Origin of the sequence: Micromonospora sp. NPDC005257 (assembly GCF_042872445.1) — a bacterium.
Classification (GTDB): Bacteria; Actinomycetota; Actinomycetes; order Mycobacteriales; family Micromonosporaceae; genus Micromonospora.
In genome coordinates, this window is record NZ_JBIAKL010000006.1 from 1 (window position 1) to 17,768 (window position 17,768).

Annotated in this window: 15 protein-coding genes; 5 read left to right on the forward strand and 10 right to left on the reverse strand. The window is 73.9% G+C overall.

What is annotated here, in order from left to right; translation table 11 throughout:
• The coding region (locus ACFYO8_RS14365; protein WP_387257258.1) for a glutamine synthetase beta-grasp domain-containing protein at nt 1–884 on the reverse strand (884 nt) is incomplete at its 3' end.
• Between the two features lie 183 nt (nt 885–1,067).
• Between ACFYO8_RS14365 and ACFYO8_RS14370 the strand changes: the two genes are divergently transcribed.
• Complete coding sequence (locus ACFYO8_RS14370; protein ID WP_387188779.1) at nt 1,068–1,469, forward strand: RDD family protein; 402 nt, start codon at nt 1,068–1,070, stop codon at nt 1,467–1,469.
• A gap of 61 nt (nt 1,470–1,530) precedes the next feature.
• On the opposite strand, the gene ACFYO8_RS14375 is transcribed toward ACFYO8_RS14370, so the two are convergent.
• Nucleotides 1,531–2,220 carry a DUF4191 domain-containing protein gene (locus ACFYO8_RS14375; protein WP_354869830.1) on the reverse strand — a complete coding sequence of 230 codons (690 nt, stop codon included), beginning with the start codon at nt 2,218–2,220 and terminating at the stop codon, nt 1,531–1,533.
• 215 nt (nt 2,221–2,435) lie between these two features.
• Between ACFYO8_RS14375 and ACFYO8_RS14380 the strand changes: the two genes are divergently transcribed.
• Nucleotides 2,436–2,606 carry a hypothetical protein gene (locus tag ACFYO8_RS14380; RefSeq protein WP_354869832.1) on the forward strand — a complete coding sequence of 57 codons (171 nt, stop codon included), beginning with the start codon at nt 2,436–2,438 and terminating at the stop codon, nt 2,604–2,606.
• Nucleotides 2,603–5,635 carry an AAA family ATPase gene (locus ACFYO8_RS14385; RefSeq protein WP_354869834.1) on the forward strand — a complete coding sequence of 1,011 codons (3,033 nt, stop codon included), beginning with the start codon at nt 2,603–2,605 and terminating at the stop codon, nt 5,633–5,635. The genes ACFYO8_RS14380 and ACFYO8_RS14385 overlap by 4 nt, the downstream gene beginning before the upstream one ends.
• On the opposite strand, the gene ACFYO8_RS14390 is transcribed toward ACFYO8_RS14385, so the two are convergent.
• Nucleotides 5,595–7,229 (reverse strand): DUF423 domain-containing protein, encoded by a 1,635-nt coding sequence (locus tag ACFYO8_RS14390; protein WP_357708929.1) that lies wholly within the window; start codon nt 7,227–7,229, stop codon nt 5,595–5,597. The two genes, ACFYO8_RS14385 and ACFYO8_RS14390, sit on opposite strands and share 41 nt — an antisense overlap.
• Nucleotides 7,230–7,289: 60 nt before the next feature.
• Entirely contained in the window at nt 7,290–8,336 is a 1,047-nt protein-coding gene (gene lipA, locus ACFYO8_RS14395; RefSeq protein WP_354869839.1) for a lipoyl synthase, read from the reverse strand.
• A gap of 356 nt (nt 8,337–8,692) precedes the next feature.
• Here lipA and aspS point away from each other — a divergent pair, with 356 nt between their 5' ends.
• Nucleotides 8,693–9,979 (forward strand): aspartate--tRNA(Asn) ligase, encoded by a 1,287-nt coding sequence (gene aspS, locus ACFYO8_RS14400; protein WP_354869841.1) that lies wholly within the window; start codon nt 8,693–8,695, stop codon nt 9,977–9,979.
• Nucleotides 9,980–10,344: 365 nt separating this feature from the next.
• Here the strand turns inward: aspS and ACFYO8_RS14405 are convergent, their stop codons facing one another.
• From ACFYO8_RS14405 to ACFYO8_RS14415, 3 genes are all read right to left on the reverse strand, one after another.
• Nucleotides 10,345–10,737: a VOC family protein gene (locus ACFYO8_RS14405; protein WP_354869844.1), complete on the reverse strand. Its 393-nt coding sequence runs from the start codon at nt 10,735–10,737 to the stop codon at nt 10,345–10,347.
• 5 nt (nt 10,738–10,742) lie between these two features.
• Entirely contained in the window at nt 10,743–11,384 is a 642-nt protein-coding gene (gene lipB / locus ACFYO8_RS14410; RefSeq protein ID WP_354869846.1) for a lipoyl(octanoyl) transferase LipB, read from the reverse strand.
• 70 nt (nt 11,385–11,454) lie between these two features.
• Entirely contained in the window at nt 11,455–13,266 is a 1,812-nt protein-coding gene (locus ACFYO8_RS14415; RefSeq protein ID WP_357708935.1) for a DUF2079 domain-containing protein, read from the reverse strand.
• 173 nt (nt 13,267–13,439) lie between these two features.
• Here ACFYO8_RS14415 and ACFYO8_RS14420 point away from each other — a divergent pair, with 173 nt between their 5' ends.
• Nucleotides 13,440–14,699, forward strand: a complete 1,260-nt coding sequence (locus tag ACFYO8_RS14420; RefSeq protein WP_387257259.1) for a PHB depolymerase family esterase — start codon at nt 13,440–13,442, stop codon at nt 14,697–14,699.
• 21 nt (nt 14,700–14,720) lie between these two features.
• On the opposite strand, the gene ACFYO8_RS14425 is transcribed toward ACFYO8_RS14420, so the two are convergent.
• The 3 genes from ACFYO8_RS14425 to ACFYO8_RS14435 all read right to left on the reverse strand — a co-directional run bounded on the left by ACFYO8_RS14425 (nt 14,721) and on the right by ACFYO8_RS14435 (nt 17,717).
• Nucleotides 14,721–15,620, reverse strand: a complete 900-nt coding sequence (locus ACFYO8_RS14425; RefSeq protein ID WP_354869854.1) for a TIGR01777 family oxidoreductase — start codon at nt 15,618–15,620, stop codon at nt 14,721–14,723.
• Nucleotides 15,621–15,747: 127 nt separating this feature from the next.
• Nucleotides 15,748–16,758, reverse strand: a complete 1,011-nt coding sequence (locus tag ACFYO8_RS14430) for an aldo/keto reductase (protein WP_355015295.1) — start codon at nt 16,756–16,758, stop codon at nt 15,748–15,750.
• Nucleotides 16,759–16,769: 11 nt separating this feature from the next.
• Nucleotides 16,770–17,717, reverse strand: a complete 948-nt coding sequence (locus ACFYO8_RS14435) for an LLM class flavin-dependent oxidoreductase (RefSeq protein ID WP_355047463.1) — start codon at nt 17,715–17,717, stop codon at nt 16,770–16,772.
• Nucleotides 17,718–17,768: the final 51 nt, after the last annotated feature.

A 17,768-nucleotide genomic window follows, 5' to 3' on the forward strand; every position in this document is an offset into this window, starting at 1 on the left:
GACAGGCCGGCGTAGCCGGTCTCGTCGTAGAACAGCGGTTCGCCGCCGCGCCAGAGGCTCTGGTGGGTGTGCATGCCGGAGCCGTTGTCGCCGAACAGCGGCTTGGGCATGAACGTCGCGGTCTTGCCGGCGGCCCAGGTCTCGTTCTTGACGATGTACTTGAACATCTGGAGCTGGTCGGCGGCGTGCAGCAGCGTCGAGAACTTGTAGTTGATCTCCGACTGGCCCGCGGTGCCGACCTCGTGGTGCGAGCGCTCGACGGTGAAGCCGCCGTCGACGAGGCGACGCACGATCCGGTCGCGCAGGTCGGCGTAGTGGTCGACCGGCGGCACGGGGAAGTAGCCGCCCTTGTAGGCGGTCTTGTAGCCGCGGTTGCCGCCCTCTTCGATCCGGCCGGTGTTCCAGGCGCCCTCGATCGAGTCGATGTAGTAGAACGACTGGTGCGCGGAGGTCTCGTGGCGGATGGAGTCGAAGATGTAGAACTCCGCCTCGGCGCCGAAGTACGCGGTGTCCGCGATGCCGCTGGCGGCGAGGTAGGCCTCGGCCTTCTTGGCGACGTTGCGGGGGTCGCGGGAGTAGGCCTCGCGGGTGAACGGGTCGTGGATGAAGAAGTTCAGCGCGAGGGTCTTCTGCGCCCGGAACGGGTCGATGAACGCGGTGGCGACGTCCGGCAGCAGCAGCATGTCGGACTCGTGGATGGCCTGGAACCCGCGGATCGAGGAGCCGTCGAAGGCGAGGCCGTCGGTGAACACGCTGTCGTCGAACGACTCGACCGGCAGGTTGAAGTGCTGCATCACGCCGGGCAGGTCACAGAAACGTACGTCGACGAACTTCACGTCCTCGTTGGCGAGGTATCGCAGGAGTTCCTCGGAATTGGCGAACACACGTCCTCCTGGCAGGTTCACTCCGGTAGCTAACTACTGGCGACGCTATGGCCGAGGGGTTGCCCTGCCGTGTCCCGTCTGTTTCCGCCGTGTTACGTCGCTTGCGGAGCGTCATCCTAGCGCTCTCAGGTGCGGAATGTCGGAATTTTCGTCGACGGTCGAGGCGGCGTTACCCTGGCCGCTGTGACCGATACCGCCGCCACACGGGTGCCGCCCGCCACCGACCCCGCCTTCACCCCGCCCAGCCTCGGCCGCCGCTTCGGCGCCCTGATCATCGACTGGGTGCTGTGCCTGATGGTCGCCCGGGCCTTCTCCGACCCGGTCCGCGACGGCTGGCCGCCGGTCCTGGTGCTGATCCTGGAGTACGGCTTCTTCATCGGCCTGTTCGCCCAGACCCCCGGCATGTACCTGACCCGGCTGCGCTGCGTCTCCTGGGCCGACGGCGGCCGGATCGGGGTGCTCCGGGGACTGCTGCGCGGCTTCCTGCTGGCCCTGGTCGTGCCGGCCCTGCTCATGGACGAGCACCGGCGCGGCCTGCACGACCGGCTCGCCGGGTCGGTCGTCACCGACGCCCCGCGCCGCTGACCCGCACGACGAAGGAGCCGGCCCCGCACGGGGACCGGCTCCTTGGCGCGTACACCGGACGTCAGCGACCCCGGGTCTGCCGGAACGCGCCGCGCGCCGGCCGCATGTTCTTCGGGACCGCGCCCTTGGGCATCTGCGGTCGCGCGGTCAGCGCCTTGAGCCGCTTGTCGAGCGCGTTGACGTCCTTCGGGGACAGGGCGCGGGGCAGCCGCATCAGCGTCATCCGCAGCTTGCGGACCGGCAGCTCACCCTCGCCCTGACCGATCACGTAGTCGTGCAGGGGAGCGGTGCCGATCACCTTCGCCAGGCGGCGCTTCTCCTGGCCGAGCAGGCCGCGTACGCGCTGCGGGTTGCCCTCGGCCAGCAGGATCACGCCCTGCCGGCCCACCACCAGGTGCACCATGTCCATCTGGGTGGTGGAGCTGACCGCCGGGGTGACCCGCCAGTCGCCACGCATGCTCTCCATGATCTGCGCCGCCGCGCCCGGCTGCCCCTCGGCGGCGTTCATCATCGCCTTGTTCGAGCGCAGGTTGAGCACGATCAGCACGGCCAGCAGGGCGAGCAGGATGCCGATCGGCAACCAGATCCAGCCCCAGGCGATCACCGCGACCACGGTGAGCGCGAGCGGGATCAGCACCGCCGCCGCCGTCAGCGGCGCGAACCACTTGTCCTGCTTGGCGGTGAACCGGAACACCATCCCGATCTGCTTCAGCCGCTGGCCGAACGAGACCTTCTCCTGGGGCTTTGCCATACCGCAGAGTCTAGTGGTCGGCGCGCACCCCGTTGATCCGTGGCCGCCCCCTGCGCCGAGGGCTGAGTACCTTACCGCCGCGGCGGCCCGAATCGGCCCGCCGGTAAGGAGGCCGGGCGGGCGAAGATCAGGCGGCGTACCCATGCACCGGGGGCACCTTCGCGCGGAGAGTCGATCTCGACAGGGAACGACACCGCACGACAGGGAGATTCGAGATGTTCGGCAACGACGCAGACCTCATCCTCAGCATCCACCGCAGCCACGCCGCCGAGTTGCAGGCCGACGCCGCCCAGGACCGGCTCGCCCGGTCGCTGCCGCGCCGGCACCCGCGCGGATGGCTCGGCCGCCGCCAGCACCACGCCCGCACCACCGACGCCCGCCGGTGACCGCACCGGCGGCCGTGACCGGGTTCGTGGGCGCGGCCGGACCGGCGACGTCGCACGGCCCGATCGGGCCGGTCGGGCCGTCGGAGGGCCGTGGCATGCTCGACGACGTGACCGTACGCGCCGCCAGCACCGTCCTCGTCGGCCGCCGGCCCGAGCTGGCCGCGCTCGGCGACGCGCTGGCCCGGTCCCGGTCCGGCGAGCCGACGACGGTGCTCGTCGGGGGCGAGGCGGGCGTCGGCAAGACCCGGCTGCTGGAGGAGTTCGGCACCCAGGTGGACGCGGCCGGCGCGCGGCTGCTGGTCGGCCAGTGCCTGGAACTGGGCGAGGCCGGCCTGCCGTTCGCCCCGTTCGCCGCCGCGCTGCGCGACGTGCTGCGCCACGACGGGCCGGCCGCCTTCGCCGGCTACGAGGCGGAGTTCGCCCGGCTGCTGCCGGAACTGGCCCGGATGCCGGCGGCCGTCGCCGCGCCCGCCGGACCGGCCCTCGCCGACACCCCGCGCGGCTACCTGTTCGACCTGGTCGCCGAGCTGTTCCGACGGCTCGCCGAGGAACGCCCGCTGGTGCTGGTGATCGAGGACCTGCACTGGGCCGACCGGTCCACCCGCGATCTGATCGGCTTCCTGGTGCGGGCCGCCCGCGCCACCCGCCTGCTGGTCGTCTGCACGTACCGCACCGACGAGCTGCACCGGGGGCACCCGCTGCGGCCGTTCCTCGCCGAACTGGACCGGGTCCGCGGCGTGGACCGGATCGACCTGGGCCGCCTCGACCGGGACGGCACCGCCGCCGTACTGGCCGACCTGCTGGGCGTCGAGCAGTACGCCCGGACCGTGGACGACGTGCACGAACGCACCCAGGGGAACCCGTTCTTCATCGAGGAGCTGGCCGCCGCCGGTGGCCCGGTCGGCTGCGCGGCCATCCCGGAGACGTTGCGCGATCTGCTGCTGGCGCGCGTCGACCGGCTGCCCGAGCCGGCCCAGCGGGTGCTGCGGATCGCCGCCGCCGGGGGCACCCGCTTCGCTCACCAGCTCCTCGCCGAGGTGGCCGGCCTGCCCGAAGCCGAACTGGAGGACGCGCTGCGCGCCGCCGTCGCCGGGCAGCTCGTGGTGGCCGACCCGGACGGCGACTACGAGTTCCGGCACGCGCTGGTCCGCGAGGCGGTGCACGACGACCTGCTGCCCGGCGAGCACGCGCGGCTGCACGCCCGCTACGCCGCCGCGATCGAGGCCCAACCGCACCTGGTCGCCGCCGGTCGCGCGCCGGCCGAGATCGCCCACCACTGGTACGCGGCGCACGACCACCCTCGCGCGCTCACCGCCGCCCGGGTCGCCGCCGAGGCGGCGGAAGAACGGTACGCGTACGCCGAGCAGAGCCGCCTGCTGGAGCGCGTCCTCGAACTGTGGGAGCAGGTGCCGGACGCCGCCGACCGGCTCGGCATGGACCACCTGCGCCTGCTGGAGGACACGCTGACCGCGGCGGTCACCGCCGGTGACCTCAGCCGGGCGCTCACGCTCACCCGGGCCGCGCTGGCCGAGGTCGACTCCGACGCCGAACCGCTGCGCGCCGCCCGCCTGCTCGACCACCGGGGCCGGCTGTTCGCGCTGCTCGGCAAGAGTGACGGCGCGACCGAGCTGCGCGAGGCGTACCGGCTGGCGGCCGCCGCCCCCGACGGCCCGGAACGGTTCGGCGTGCTCGCCGACATCGCGTCGCACCTGATGAAGGTCGACCCGCGCGAGGCCGCCTCGGTCGCCGCCGAGGCCGCGGCCGGCGCGTCCGAGGTCGGCACCGACCTGGTGCTGCTGCCCACCCGGATCGCCCTGCTGCACCGCCTCGACGGCACCCCGGAGCGCGGGCTGGCGGAGCTGCGCCGGGTCGAGGCGCGGGCCCGCGCTGCCGGTGACTCGTGGGCCCTGGTCAGCGCGCTGGTCTTCCTCTCCGACGTGCTCTACGAACTGGGCCGCTACGACGAGTCGGAACAGGCCGCCGCGGCCGGGGTGAGCGAGGCGCGCCGGGTCGGCATCAGCCGCTCGATCGGGGCGTACCTGCTGTCGAACCGGGCCGAGGCGCTGATCGCGCTGGGCCGCTGGGACGAGGCGGACGCCACCTGCGCCGAGGCGGCCCGGATCGACCCGCCCGGCGTCTCCGGGCTGCACTGGCTGCAACTGCGCGCCGGGCTCCACCTGGCCCGCGCCCATCCCGCCGCCGACGAGGTCGTCGGGCGGGCGCTGGCGTTCCTGGGCCGGCCGTACCTCTGGCCGAACCACCGGCTGCCGCTGCACGAGCTGCGTGTGGAGGCCGCGCTCGCCGCCGACGACAAGCCGGAGGCGGTACGCGCGGCGCGCGCCGCCCTGGCCGACGCGCACCTGGCGGACCTGCCCCGCGAGGGCTGGCCGGTGCTCAACGCGGTGGCGCGTGTCGCCGCGCTGACCGGGGACGCGACGCTCGCCGCCGAGGTGTCGGCGGTGGCCGCCGCGCTGCCCGCCCGGCACCCGGCCGAGCACGCCCACGCCGCCCACGTCGCCGCGATCCTCGGCGGTACGGCGCCCTCCGGTCCCGCCGACGCGCTCACCAGGTGGCGGGCTGCGGTGGCGGCGTGGCGTACCGCCGGGCAGCCGTACCCGCTGGGCCGGGCGCTGCTCGGGCTGGGCGAGGTGGCAGCGGCGGCGGGCGAGCGCGACGAGGTGGCCGCCACGGTCCGGGAGACGGCCGAGCTGGCCGCCCGGCTGGGCGCCACCCCGCTGCGCGAGCAGGCGGCGACGCTGGCCCGCCGGGTCGGGCTGCGCGGCACCGGGCGACCGGGTCCGGACCTGCTGACCAGCCGGGAGCAGGAGGTGCTGCGGCTGGTCGCCGAGGGGCACAGCAACAGCCGGATCGCCGAGCGGCTGTTCATCTCGCCGAAGACGGCGAGCGTGCACGTGTCCCGGATCATCGCCAAGCTCGACGTGACCAACCGGGTGGAGGCCGCCGCGCTGGCCCACCGCCTCGGCCTGCTCAGCGGCGAGGCAGGTAGATCCGCCAGCCGGGCACGGTGACCACGTCGAGCGTGCCCGGTGCGGCGCCGACGCGCTGGTCCAGCCGCGCGGCCAGCGGTGAGTCGGCCGTCGCCACCCACGCCGCGTCCGGGTCGGCCGCCACTTCCCGCCGGTACGCGGGCAGCCGGTCGAAACCGGGGCTCAGGTCGTCGTCGACCACGGCACAGAGCACGTTCTCGCCCGTCGCGTAGGTGAGCCGGTTGCACGTCCAGTAGCCGCCGCGTACGTGCCGGACGTCGAGCGCGCCCAGCGTGTCCACGAGCGACCGGTGCCGGTCGGCCTCGGCGTGCACGTCGGGCGCGGTGCGGACCACGTCCACGGTGGCCGCCGCGCCGGTGCCGAGCACGCCCGCGAGCACCGCCAGCGCCCCGGCCCCCGCCACCCGGGCCATCCCGCGCCGTCGGTCAGCGCGGTGGGTCAGCCGGCGGGCGGCGAGCGGGCGGGCGGCCTGCCACAGGGGCCAGAGCAGGGCGGGGACGGCGACCGCCAGGCACGACAGGTAGCGGCTGCTCTCGATCGGCGTCTGCCCGGCCGCGTTGCTCACCGCGTACGCGGCGAGGATCCCCGCCGCGCCGCCGAGCAGCGCCAGCCGCACCCCGGCCGACACCCGCTCCACCGAGCGCGGACCGCCGGGAGCACGACGGAGCGTGTGCCACGCGGCGAGCGCGGCGAGCACCAGCAGCACCGGGAACGCGACGGCCCACCAGAGCTGCCAGGTGGCGCACCGGCCGGGTGAGCAGAAGCCCATCGCCAGTGGCGGCCCGAGGACCAGCGCGCCGTGCAGCCGGTCCGCCCAGTCCGCGGGCGTGCCGGTGCCACCCGCGGCCAGCACCGCCGTCACCGGGTTGCGGCCGTGCCGGATGCTGTCGGCGAGCATCGGGGCCGTGCCCAGCAGCAGCGCGCCGGCCAGCACCAGCCCGGCCCGTCCGGCCAGTTCCCGCCACCGCCACGCCATGAGTAGCGCGCCGAGCGTCAGCACGTACGGCAGGATCAGCGGGTCCACCCAGAGCAGCACCCCGGAGATCAGGCCCCAGGCCGACCAGCGGGGCAGCCGCGCGCCCACCCCGGTCACGCAGAGCCCGACCGTCAGCAGCGCCAGCGCGGCGCCGGCCGGGTTCAGCTCCGGGTAGCCGCCACCGGCGATGAGCTGGTTCTTCACCACGCGGTCGGAGCCGAGCGCCAGCACGGCGACGACCAGCAGGGCGTACCAGCGGTCACCGCCGAGTCGCCGGGCCAGCCGCCAGGACAGCAGCAGGAACAACGCGTACAGCGCGAGCGTGGGCAGCCGCAGCACGAGCACCGACGGTCCGGCGAGCGCGACCAGTGGCGCGGCCAGGTACGCCTCCAGCGTGCCCATGTACGCCTGGCCGTAGAACCACACCGGGAAGCCGTCACCGCGGGCGATGTGCAGGGCGGCCAGCCCCATCGTCGCCTCGTCGCTGTTGGTGGGCGGCGCGTCGGTGAACAGCAACGCCAGCCGGTAGCCCACAGCGACGAACCCGACGAGCACCGCGAGCAGCGTCGGCGACGGCAACCGCCGGGGCGTACGAGGGCGCACGACTTCGCGTGGCTCCTCGCGTACCCGGGCGCTCATGCCTGTGATCATGGCATCCGGCGCGCGGCCGGCGGTGGGTGACGCGGTGACCGGCCGGCCTCAGCCGGCGACGGCGACCTGCTCGCGGGCGGTGAGCGCCTGCTGGTAGAGCCGGCCCGCGCGGTACGACGAGCGGACCAGCGGACCGCTCATCACGCCCGCGAAGCCGATCTCCTCGGCCTCCTCGCGCAGCTCGACGAACTCCTCCGGCTTGACCCAGCGGGTCACCGGGTGGTGCCGGGGGGAGGGGCGCAGGTACTGCGTGATGGTGATCAGCTCGCAGCCTGCCTCGTGCAGGTCGCGCAGCGCCTGGGACACCTCGGCGCGCTCCTCGCCCATGCCCAGGATCAGGTTGCTCTTGGTGACCAGGCCGTCGGCCCGCGCCTGGCGGATCACGTCCAGCGAACGCTCGTAGCGGAAGGCCGGGCGGATCCGCTTGAAGATGCGCGGCACCGTCTCCACGTTGTGCGCCAGCACCTCGGGCCGCGAGCCGAAGACCTCGGCGAGCTGCTCGGGCACGGCGTTGAAGTCGGGGATCAGCAGCTCGACACCGCAGCCGGACTGCAGCGCGTGGATCTGCCGGACCGTCTCGGCGTAGAGCCAGGCGCCGCCGTCGGGCAGGTCGTCGCGGGCGACACCGGTGATGGTCGCGTACCGCAGGCCCATCGCCGCTACCGACTCGGCGACGCGCCGCGGCTCGTCGGCGTCGAACTCGGCCGGCTTGCCGGTGTCGATCTGGCAGAAGTCGCAGCGCCGGGTGCACTGGTCACCACCGATGAGGAAGGTGGCCTCCCGGTCCTCCCAGCACTCGTAGATGTTGGGGCAGCCGGCCTCCTGGCACACCGTGTGCAGCCCTTCGCGCGAGACGAGCCCGCGCAACTGGGTGTACTCCGGGCCCATCTTGGCCTTCACCTTGATCCACGGCGGCTTGCGCTCGATCGGCGTCTCGGCGTTGCGCGCCTCGATCCGCAGCATCCGCCGCCCCTCGGGGGCGACAGCCGCGGTGCGCGCTGGCTGCTCAGTCGTCGGCGCGGATTGCTCGATCGTCACAAAACCGAGCGTACGCCGGTCGGCGCCGGTCGATGAACGGCAGGCGACGGCCGTCACGCCGGAATCGCTGTGACACCGGACACCAGGGGCGAAAAAACCCGGTCACAGCGAGGCGTGCGCGGTGCTAGCGTGCCGGGCAGAGCTGTGACGGAGCCGAGTAACGGACCGATCCGCGAGTACAGAGAGCCGCCGGTTGCTGTGAGGCGGTCTGGCGCCGGTCCGCGAAGACCCTCCCGAGCTGTGGGAAGAACGGCGCCCCGCGCCCAGTAGAGCCCGCCCGGCCGGCCCCGGTGAAAAGGCGACGAACGAGGCTCCCGCGCAGTCGGGGGCGAAGGTGTGGTGGCACCGCGAGGTTCCCGCTCGCCCACACCTCCCTGGGGATCGCGTTGCGATTGGTCAAGGAGGTAGTCGTCGTGCAACGCATCCTGTCCAACCAGATTTCCGCCCATGTGGGTGCCACAGTGCGGCTCGCCGGCTGGGTCCACCGTCGCCGGCTGCTCAAGTCGGTGGCCTTCCTGATCCTCCGGGACGCCGCCGGGCTCGCCCAGGTGGTCGTCGCCGCGCCCGTCGTGCGCGAGCAGGTCGAGGCGCTCACCGAGGAGACGGTCGTCGAGGTCGTCGGCACTGTGGTCGCGAACCCCACCGCGCCCGCCGGGGTCGAGGTCGTCGAGCCGACGGTACGTCCGCTCGGGCCGCCCGCCGTCCCGCCCCCGTTCGACCTGTACCGGCCGGCGCTCACCGCCACCCTGCCCACCCAGCTCGACCACGCGCCGGTCGCGCTGCGGCACCCGGTCCGGTCCGCCGCGCTGCGGATCTCAGCGGCGGCCGTGGCCGGCTTCCGGGCCACGCTCGACGGGCAGGGCTTCGTCGAGGTGCACACGCCGAAGGTGGTCGCCTCGTCCACCGAGAGCGGGGCGAACGTGTTCGCGCTCGACTGGTTCGGGCGGCCCGCCTACCTGGCCCAGTCGCCGCAGTTCTACAAGCAGCTCATGGTCGGCGTCTTCGAGCGGGTCTACGAGGTGGGACCGGTGTTCCGCGCCGAGCCGCACGACACGGTGCGCCACCTGGCCCAGTACACGTCGCTCGACGTCGAGCTGGGGTTCGTAACCGACCACCGGGACGTGATGACGGTGCTGCGGAGCACCTTGACCGGCATGGTCGACACCGTCGCCGACCGGGCCGGTGGCGCGCTGGCCACGATCGGCGTGACGGTGCCGTCGGTGCCGGCCGAGATCCCGGCGGTGCACTTCACCGATGCGCTGAAGATCGCCGGGGCGCCGGCCGACGAACCCGACCTGGCGCCGGCGCACGAGCGGGCGCTGGGGGAGTGGGCGCTCCGCGAGCACGGCAGCGACTTCCTCTTCGTCACCGGGTACCCGATGGCGAAGCGTCCCTTCTACACCCATCCGGACCCGGCCCGGCCCGTGTACTCGAACGGTTTCGACCTGCTGTTCCGGGGCGTGGAGCTGGTCACCGGCGGGCAGCGGCTGCACCGGCACGCCGACTACCTGGCCGCGCTGGCGGCGCGGGGCGAGCCGGTCGAGCCGTACGCCGGGTACGTGGACGCGTTCTGGCACGGCATGCCGCCGCACGGCGGCTTCGCGATCGGGCTGGAGCGGTTCGTCGCCCGGCTCACCGGCGCGGCGAACGTCCGGGAGGTGACCGCCTTCCCGCGCGACCTGCACCGCCTCACGCCCTGACGGCTGCGGAGGCCAGCCACGGAGAGTGAGGGAAGGCTGTGTCGCGTCGAAGTGACGCTCCGTGATGATGCGTTCGGGCCGGTTGGGTGCCCTTGTCGGTGGCGGATTGCTCTGAGCAGGGGTAATGGCGAACGGTCTCCCCGAGGGAGGGATGGGTGTCTGTGCCCTTTGCTCTGCAGCCGTGGACGCAACGATCGACCGGTAGTTACCGTCGCGTATGCGGCTGCAGAGCAAAGTCCGCGGAGGGGTGTAAGCCTCGGCTCGGGAGTGTCACTCACGGTGACCGCTCGTGGGTGGGCCGGGCGGGCGGCGATCCGGGCCCGTCGGCACGCGTGTCGAGGGGATGCTCGGGGCCAGGGGAGCAGTCAGGCCGGGCCGAGCAGGTCCCAGGGGTTGCCGGCGATGTCCCGGAAGACCGCGACCCGGCCGTACGGCTCGGTGCGGGGTGGCCGGACGAACTCGACGCCCGCGTCGACCATCCGGCGGTACACCGCCTCGAAGTCGTCGACCCGGAGGAAGAAACCCACCCGGCCGTGGGTCTGGTCGCCCACCGCGCCGGCCTGGTGCTCGCCGTCGGCGCGGGCCAGCAGCAGGCCGGTGCCGCCGCCGGGCGGGCGTACCACCACCCAGCGCTTGGGCCGGCCGTCGTTTGTCAGCGAGGGCGTGTCCTCGGCCAGCTCGAACCCGAGCACCTCGGTGAAGAACGCGACGGCGGGGTCGTACTCGGCCACGACGAGCGTGACCAGGTCGAGCCGCACCCGGCTCAGACCCGGGTCAGCGTCGGCAGGTGCCGCTCGACCACCGGCAGCACGTCGGCGACGGTGATCGGCCGGCCCAGCTCGGCGGTCAGCGAGGTGACCCCGGCGTCGCGGATGCCGCAGGGCACGATCCGGTCGAAGAAGCCCAGGTCACAGTCGCAGTTGATGGAGAAGCCGTGCAGCGTGACGCCGCGGGCCACCCGGATGCCGATAGCGGCCACCTTGCGGGCCGGGCCCTTGTCGTCCTCCGGCACCCACACGCCGCTGCGGCCCTCGACCCGGCCGGCGGCCAGCCCGAACTCGGCGCAGACGTCGATCAGCAGCTGCTCGGTGCGGCGGACGTACGCGACCACGTCGACCGGGTCGGGCAGCCGGACGATCGGGTAGCCGACGAGCTGCCCCGGGCCGTGCCAGGTGATCTTCCCGCCGCGGTCCACGTCCACCACCGGGGTGCCGTCCATCGGCCGGTCCCACGGTTCGGTGCGCTTGCCGGCGGTGTAGACGCTGGGGTGCTCCAGCAGCAGCACGGTGTCGCCCTGCTCGCCGGCCACCACCGCCTCGTGCAGCCGGCGCTGCTCGTCCCAGGCGGCCCGGTAGTCGAGCAGGCCGGCGCGGACGGCGGTCAACCCGGAAGTCGTCACGCTCACCCGTCCAGCCTAGTCCCGCCGTCCGGGAACCGGACCCGTGAGCCTCGTCGCGATCGGGCCGAGGCGGCGGTCAGTCCGGCACCCGCCACAGCCAGACGTCCTCCACCCGCTCGGGCGGACCCAGCAACTCGGTGGCGGTGCGCCGCAGCGCCTCCTCGTCGACGTCGAACTTGGCGCCGTGCACCCGGTCGGGCAGCACGACCGCCTGGACGCCCCAGTAGCGCAGGTCCGCCCGGGACTCGCGGATGCTGCCGTCGGTGATGATCGGCACGAGCCCGGTCCGGCCGGCCTGGTCCATCAGCGAGTCGAAGGTGCGTGGCACCGGGCCGATCCGGCCCCGGCCCTCCGGGCCGCCCGGTCCGAGGAAGAACCCGGACGGGATCCGGAACTCGCCCTGCCGGTGGGCCAGGGCGTACGCCTGCCAGCGCTGCCCGTCCGGGTAGACGTCGACGGTCAGCGGCAGCGGGGTGAGCACCCCGTCGGGCGGGACGTAGCGCTGCCAGGCGCCGGTGGTGATGAACGCCGGGATCGGTTCCCGGATGCTGGTCAGCAGCGGGGTCGGCACCAGCGGCAGCAGCGCGGCGACGAAGCCGAGCGCCCAGGCGAACCCGGTCGACCGGTGCCGGAGCGGGCGGGCGCGCAGCGAGTCGATCGCGTACGCCAGCAGCAGGCCGATCACCGGCGCGACCACGAGCGCCAGCCGGGACGGCAGCGCCGCGTTGATCACCGGCAGGTTGTCCAGCACCCCGAACGGCAGCGTCTGGTCGAAGCGGCGTCCGTTCCACTTGACCGAAGGGCCCCACGACAGCACCGCGAAGACCACAGCCGTCACGCCGAGCGCGGCGAGCGTGGCCCGGAACGCGCGGTCCGCACGCCGCCACAGCAGCGCGAAGCAGGCCAGGGCGAGCAGGAGCAGCGGTACGCCGAAGAACGAGTTCTCCTCGGTCGGGTTGGGCGCCAGCGAGGTGCCCCACCCGGCCCAGCCGGCGAGCGACCGGCGCGGGAACGACCCGTACGCGGCGATGTCCTCGGAGTGGATCAGCGGGTCGAAGCCGGTGCCGTGGAACCGCTGCGGCCCGAGGAAGTGCAACCAGAGCGGGTACGCCAGCAGCGCCCCCGCGACGAGCGCCGTCACGCCCAGCCCGGCGGCCATCCGGGGCAGCGCGGCGCGTACCTCGGACCGGCGGACCGGGTGCAGCGCCCAGACCGCGAGGAACACGCCGAGCGCCAGCGCGGTGAAGAACAGCCCTTCGGCGGCGATCGAGAACGCGGCCGCCACCAGCAGACCCAGCACGATTCCGCCGGTGACCGCCCGGCCGGGCCGGCGCAGCCGGAACACGCCCCAGATCAGCAGCGGCACCAGCCATCCGGCGGTCCAGTTCAGGTGTGCGTTGGCGTGCGACACCATAGCCGGGCAGAAGGCGATGAACAGCGCGCCCACCGCGGCGGCCAGCCGGCTGCGTACCAGGTGGCGGCTGAGCAGCCAGTACCAGGCAACCGCCGTCGCGGCCAGGTTGAGCGTGAGGATCACCAGGAACGTCGCGGGCGGCCCGATCAGGTACGTCAGCGGCGCGAAGACCGCCGCGTACACGGTGATCGAGGTGTTGACCGCGAGGTTCACCCCGTCCGGGACGTTGATGAGCGTGGTGTACAGCGGGTTCTGTCCGTGGGTCAGCGCGTGCCCGCCGAACGCCAGCAGCCACTCGAACAGCGCCTGGTCGCTGGAGTTGACGGTGATGGCGCGGCTGTTCGGATCCCGCCACATGCCACTCGTCACCCAGAGGGCCAGGGCAAGCGCGGCGAGCGTGACCAGCAGGTCGGCACGCCGGTCGCGGACGCGCGTCGGCGCCGGGCCGGTGGCCGGGGACGGGGAGGAGGGCACGCAGCGGACGTTACCAACCGGACCTGGGCAGACCGCCCGGACGCGGAACTCACCCGCACACTTTGGTGGTCGTGAATGTGTGAGCGGCGGCCATACCGGTGTGACGAAACGCGGCCGTAACGTCGCGGCAATCCGGAGGTGACTCAGTTCACATTCCACGATCGGGAGGTCCCGTGCCCCGCTCCTCATCCCTCATCGCCCGCGTCGCCGGGGCGGCGGCCGGAGTCGTGCTGGCCGCGGCCACCGCGCTGGTCGCCGCCCTTCCGGCCCAGGCCGCCACGCTCACCCAGGTCACCGGTTTCGGCTCCAACCCCGGCAACCTGGCCATGTACGCGTACCGCCCGGACGGCCTGCCCGCCGGCGCGCCCGCCGTGGTGCTGCTGCACGGCTGCGTGCAGAACGCCTCCACCTACGTGGCCAACTCCGGCTGGCAGAAGTACGCCGACCAGTGGAAGTTCACGCTCATCGCGCCGCAGCAGCCCAGCGGCAACAACGCCAACTCCTGCTTCAACTGGTTCGAGACCGGCGACACCGCGCGCGGCCAGGGCGAGGCGCTGTCGATCAAGCAGATGGTCGACTACGCGAAGACCAACTACGGCACCGACGCCGCGCGGGTCTACGTCAGCGGCCTCTCCGCCGGTGGCGCGATGAGCGCGGCCATGCTCGCCGCCTACCCGGACGTCTTCGCCGCCGGCTCGATCATCGCCGGCGTCCCGTACCGCTGCGCCACCAGCACCGTCACCGCGTTCAGCTGCATGAGCCCGGGCGTGGACAAGACCCCGGCGCAGTGGGGCGACCTGGTCCGCGGCGCGTACGCCGGCTACACCGGCAAGCGCCCCCGGGTGGCGATCTGGCACGGCACCAGCGACACCACTGTCGCGACCGCGAACGCCGCCGAGTCGCGGGACCAGTGGACCAACGTTCTGGGTGCGCCGACGACGCCCACCAGCACCTCCACGCTGCCGGCCGGCACGAGCCTGGAGGTCTACGGCGCCGACCAGGTACGCCTCTACCGGGTCTCCGGGATGGGCCACGGCACCCCCGTCGACCCGGGCACGGGCGCGGACCAGTGCGGCACCGCCGGGGCGTACTTCCTGGACACCATCTGTTCGACGTACCGGGACGCGGTCTTCTTCGGGCTCGGCGGTGGCGGCGCCTCGCCGAGCCCGACCCCGACGGCGACCGCCTCGCCCTCGCCGACCGCCTCGCCCTCGCCGACCGCCTCGCCCTCGCCGACCGCCTCGCCCACGCCGACCAGCGCGCCGGTCTGTGTCACCGCGAGCAACTACGCGCACGTCGTGGCCGGGCGGGCCTACCAGTCCGGCGGGTACGCGTACGCGCTCGGCAGCGGGCAGCGGATGGGCCTCTACAACACCTTCTACACGAGCACGCTCAAGCAGACCGGGCCCGCGTACTGGGTGATCGGCTGCTGAACCGCCGCGCCGCCCTCCCGGTCAGCCGGTGAGGGCGGCGCGCAGCGCGCCCGGCAGGTCCGGGTGCGTCCAGCGGAAGCCGGCCCGGTCGAGCACGCCCGGCAGCACCCGCGTGCTGGTCAGCGCCTCCTGCGCGAAGCCGCCGAGCGCGACCTTCAGTGCCAGCGCCGGGATCGGCATGACCGCCGGGCGGTGCAGTTGAGCGGCCAGTTCCCGGGTGAACTCGGCGTTCGTCACCGGTGCCGGGCCGACCACGTTCACCGGGCCGGCCACGTCGTCGCGGTTCAGCAGGAACGTCGCGGCGTCGAGCCAGTCCCGCATCGAGATCCACGGCAGCCACTGCCGCCCGTTGCCCAGCTTGCCGCCGACGCCGAGCCGGAACGGCAGGAGCTGTGGCTTGAGCAGGCCGCCGTCGCGGTGCAGCGGCAGTCCGGTACGCAGGCGGACCACCCGTACGCCGGCATCCTCGGCCGGGCGGGTCGCGGCCTCCCAGACCCGGCAGACGTCGGCGAGGAACCCGTCACCGGCCGGCGTCTCCTCGGTGACCGTCCGGTCGCCGGTGTCGCCGTACCAGCCGACGGCGGAGGAGTTCAGCAGCACCGCGGGCCGGTCGGCGGCGGGCAGGCCGGCGATCGTGATGGCGAGTGTGGTGGTGCTGTCCACCCGGCTGGTCCGGATCACCCTCCGGTAGTCGTCGTTCCAGCGCTTGTCGCCCACCCCCGCGCCGGCCAGGTTCACCACCGCGTCGGCCCCGGCGACGCACTGCGGGTCCAGTTGCGCGGCGGACGGGTTCCACCGCCGCTCGGCGGGCGTGCGCGGTGGGCGGCGGACCAGGCGGGTGACCTGGTGGCCGTCCGCGGTGAGGCAGTCGACCAGTCGGGTGCCGAGGAAGCCGGACACGCCGGCCATGAGGATCCGCATGTTCACATCTTCGAGTACGGAGCGGGATTCGGATGCCTTGAGCGAAATCACTCACTCGTCACGCCGGCCGCTTGCGTACCGGCCGACGCCGCGCATCAGTCGGCCGGTGGCCGTGCGGCCGAGCCGGTCAGGCGCCGGCCGGGACGGTGCGCAGGTCGGCGAGCAGGCGTTCCACCTCGGCGAACGCGTCCTGCGGCAGCGGCCCGTACGCCAGCGCGCCCAGGTTCTCCTCGGCCTGCGCCACAGTCCGGCAGCCGGGGATCGGCAGCGTGTGCGGGCTGCGGGCGAGCAGCCAGCCGAGCGCGCCCTGGGCGAGGGTCCGGCCGTCGGCGGTCAGCGCCTCGCGGACCCGGGCCACCCGCTGCGCCCACTCGGCGCGGGGTACGCCACCGGAGAACCAGTCCAGCCACTCCGGCGCCACGCCGCGCACGTCGTCGCCGCCCCGGGCGGCCGGCGCGTCCTGGTACTTCGCGGTGAGCAGGCCCATCGCCAGCGGCCCCCGGTTGAGGCTGGCCAGGTCGAACTCCGCGCACACCGCGAGCATGGCGGCGTTGTCCCGCAGCACCGACTGGTCGTGCTGGATCGCCGCGCAGTGCGCTCCCGCCCCGGCGAAGGCGCGCGCCGAGGCGGGGTCGTCGGTGCTCCACCCGTACGCCCGGATCTTGCCTTCGGTCACCAGGTCCTCCAGCGTGCCGACGAGGTCCAGTGCCCGCGGCACCGGCAGGCCGCCCAGGTGGAGCTGGTAGAGGTCGACGTGCTCGGTGCCGAGCCGGCGCAGCGAGCCCTCCAGGCTGCGGCGCGGGTATTCGGCTGTGGCGTCCTCACCGAGCGCCTGGCGGGTCTCCTCGTCGGTGGGGTAGCCGAACTTGGTGGCGATGACCGCCCGCTCCCGGCGGCCGGCGAGCGCGCGCCCGAGCACCCGCTCGCTGTGCCCCGCGCCGTAGTTGCTGGAGGTGTCGAAGAGCGTCGCGCCCAGGTCGAGAGCCCGGTGGACGGTGCGTACCGACTCGTCGTCGTCCACCTCGCCCCAGCCGAGCGGTTGGCTGCCGTCCCAGAGGGGCCCGCCGATCGCCCAGCAGCCCATCCCGATCGCGCTGACCTCGATGCCGCTGCGGCCCAGCCGTCGTGTCGTCGTCATGGGCACAGTGTTCACTGTCGAGCGTGCTCGAAGTCCAGCTCTTTTCCCGCCAGCCGGGGCAGGAGCGGGGCGAGCGCGTCGACGGCCCCGGCACGTACCACGAAGCGGGTGACGCCCCAGCGGCGTTTGTGCCCGGCCACCGCGGCGACGATCTCGTCGGCGGTGCCGACGAGCACGAACGGGGTGGCCAGCACCTCCGCCGGAGTGAGTCCGGTCTCGGCGGCCGTCACGGCGGCGGCCGCCTCGGCGTCGTCGGTGACGGCGACGTGCTGGACCAGCGCCTCCAGGACCGGCGGCGTCTCCCGGCCGGCCGCTCCGGCCGCCACGTGCGCGAGCTGCGCCTCGATCTGGTCGGCCCGCCACCTGACCTCGTGCTGGTGGCCGTCGGGCAGGGTACGGCCGAAACCGGTCAGGCCCACCACGTCGGCGTGCGCCCCGGCCCAGCGCAGCAGCGTCGAGTTGGCGGTGCCCACCGTCAGCGGGACGCGGTCCTGGACCGGCCGGGGCTCCTTGAGGCGGGCCGCGTACGCGCTCAGCTCCTCGGTGTCCACAGTGACCTCGTCGCCGGCCAGCAGCGCCCGTACCGTCTCGGCCACCGCGACGCAGCGGCGGACCCGGCCGGCGACGCCGGGGCGCTCGCGCCCGACGGCCCGCCACTCGGCCGGGGTGTGGCCCGCGCCGATACCGAGCCGGGCCCGCCCGCCGGAGACCACGTCCAGGGTGGCGACGTCGGCGGCGAGCAGGATCGGCTCCCGGACGGCGGCGTTCGAGACGTACGAGCCGAGGCCCAGCGTGCTGGTCACCGCCGCCGCGGCGGCCAGCGCGACGAACGGCGACGCGCAGTCGCCGGGGTGGTCGGCGGCGAACAACGCGTCGAAACCGGCGGCCTCGACGGTTCGGGCCAGCTCGGTCCAGCTCGCCGCGTCGGTGGGCTGGGACTGCACGGAGAAGGTCGCCATCGGCCCAGCATCGGCGCGTGCGCGGCGGTGGGCCACCCCGCACGCGCCGAT

Excerpts from the sequence above, each read along its gene's own strand:
- ACFYO8_RS14375 (WP_354869830.1), bottom strand. The coding sequence starts at position 2,220 with ATGGCAAAGCCCCAGGAGAAGGTCTCGTTCGGCCAGCGGCTGAAGCAG.
- ACFYO8_RS14380 (WP_354869832.1), top strand. The coding sequence starts at position 2,436 with ATGTTCGGCAACGACGCAGACCTCATCCTCAGCATCCACCGCAGCCAC.
- ACFYO8_RS14390 (WP_357708929.1), bottom strand. The coding sequence starts at position 7,229 with ATGAGCGCCCGGGTACGCGAGGAGCCACGCGAAGTCGTGCGCCCTCGT.
- ACFYO8_RS14425 (WP_354869854.1), bottom strand. The coding sequence starts at position 15,620 with ATGCGGATCCTCATGGCCGGCGTGTCCGGCTTCCTCGGCACCCGACTG.
- ACFYO8_RS14430 (WP_355015295.1), bottom strand. The coding sequence starts at position 16,758 with ATGACGACGACACGACGGCTGGGCCGCAGCGGCATCGAGGTCAGCGCG.
- ACFYO8_RS14435 (WP_355047463.1), bottom strand. The coding sequence starts at position 17,717 with ATGGCGACCTTCTCCGTGCAGTCCCAGCCCACCGACGCGGCGAGCTGG.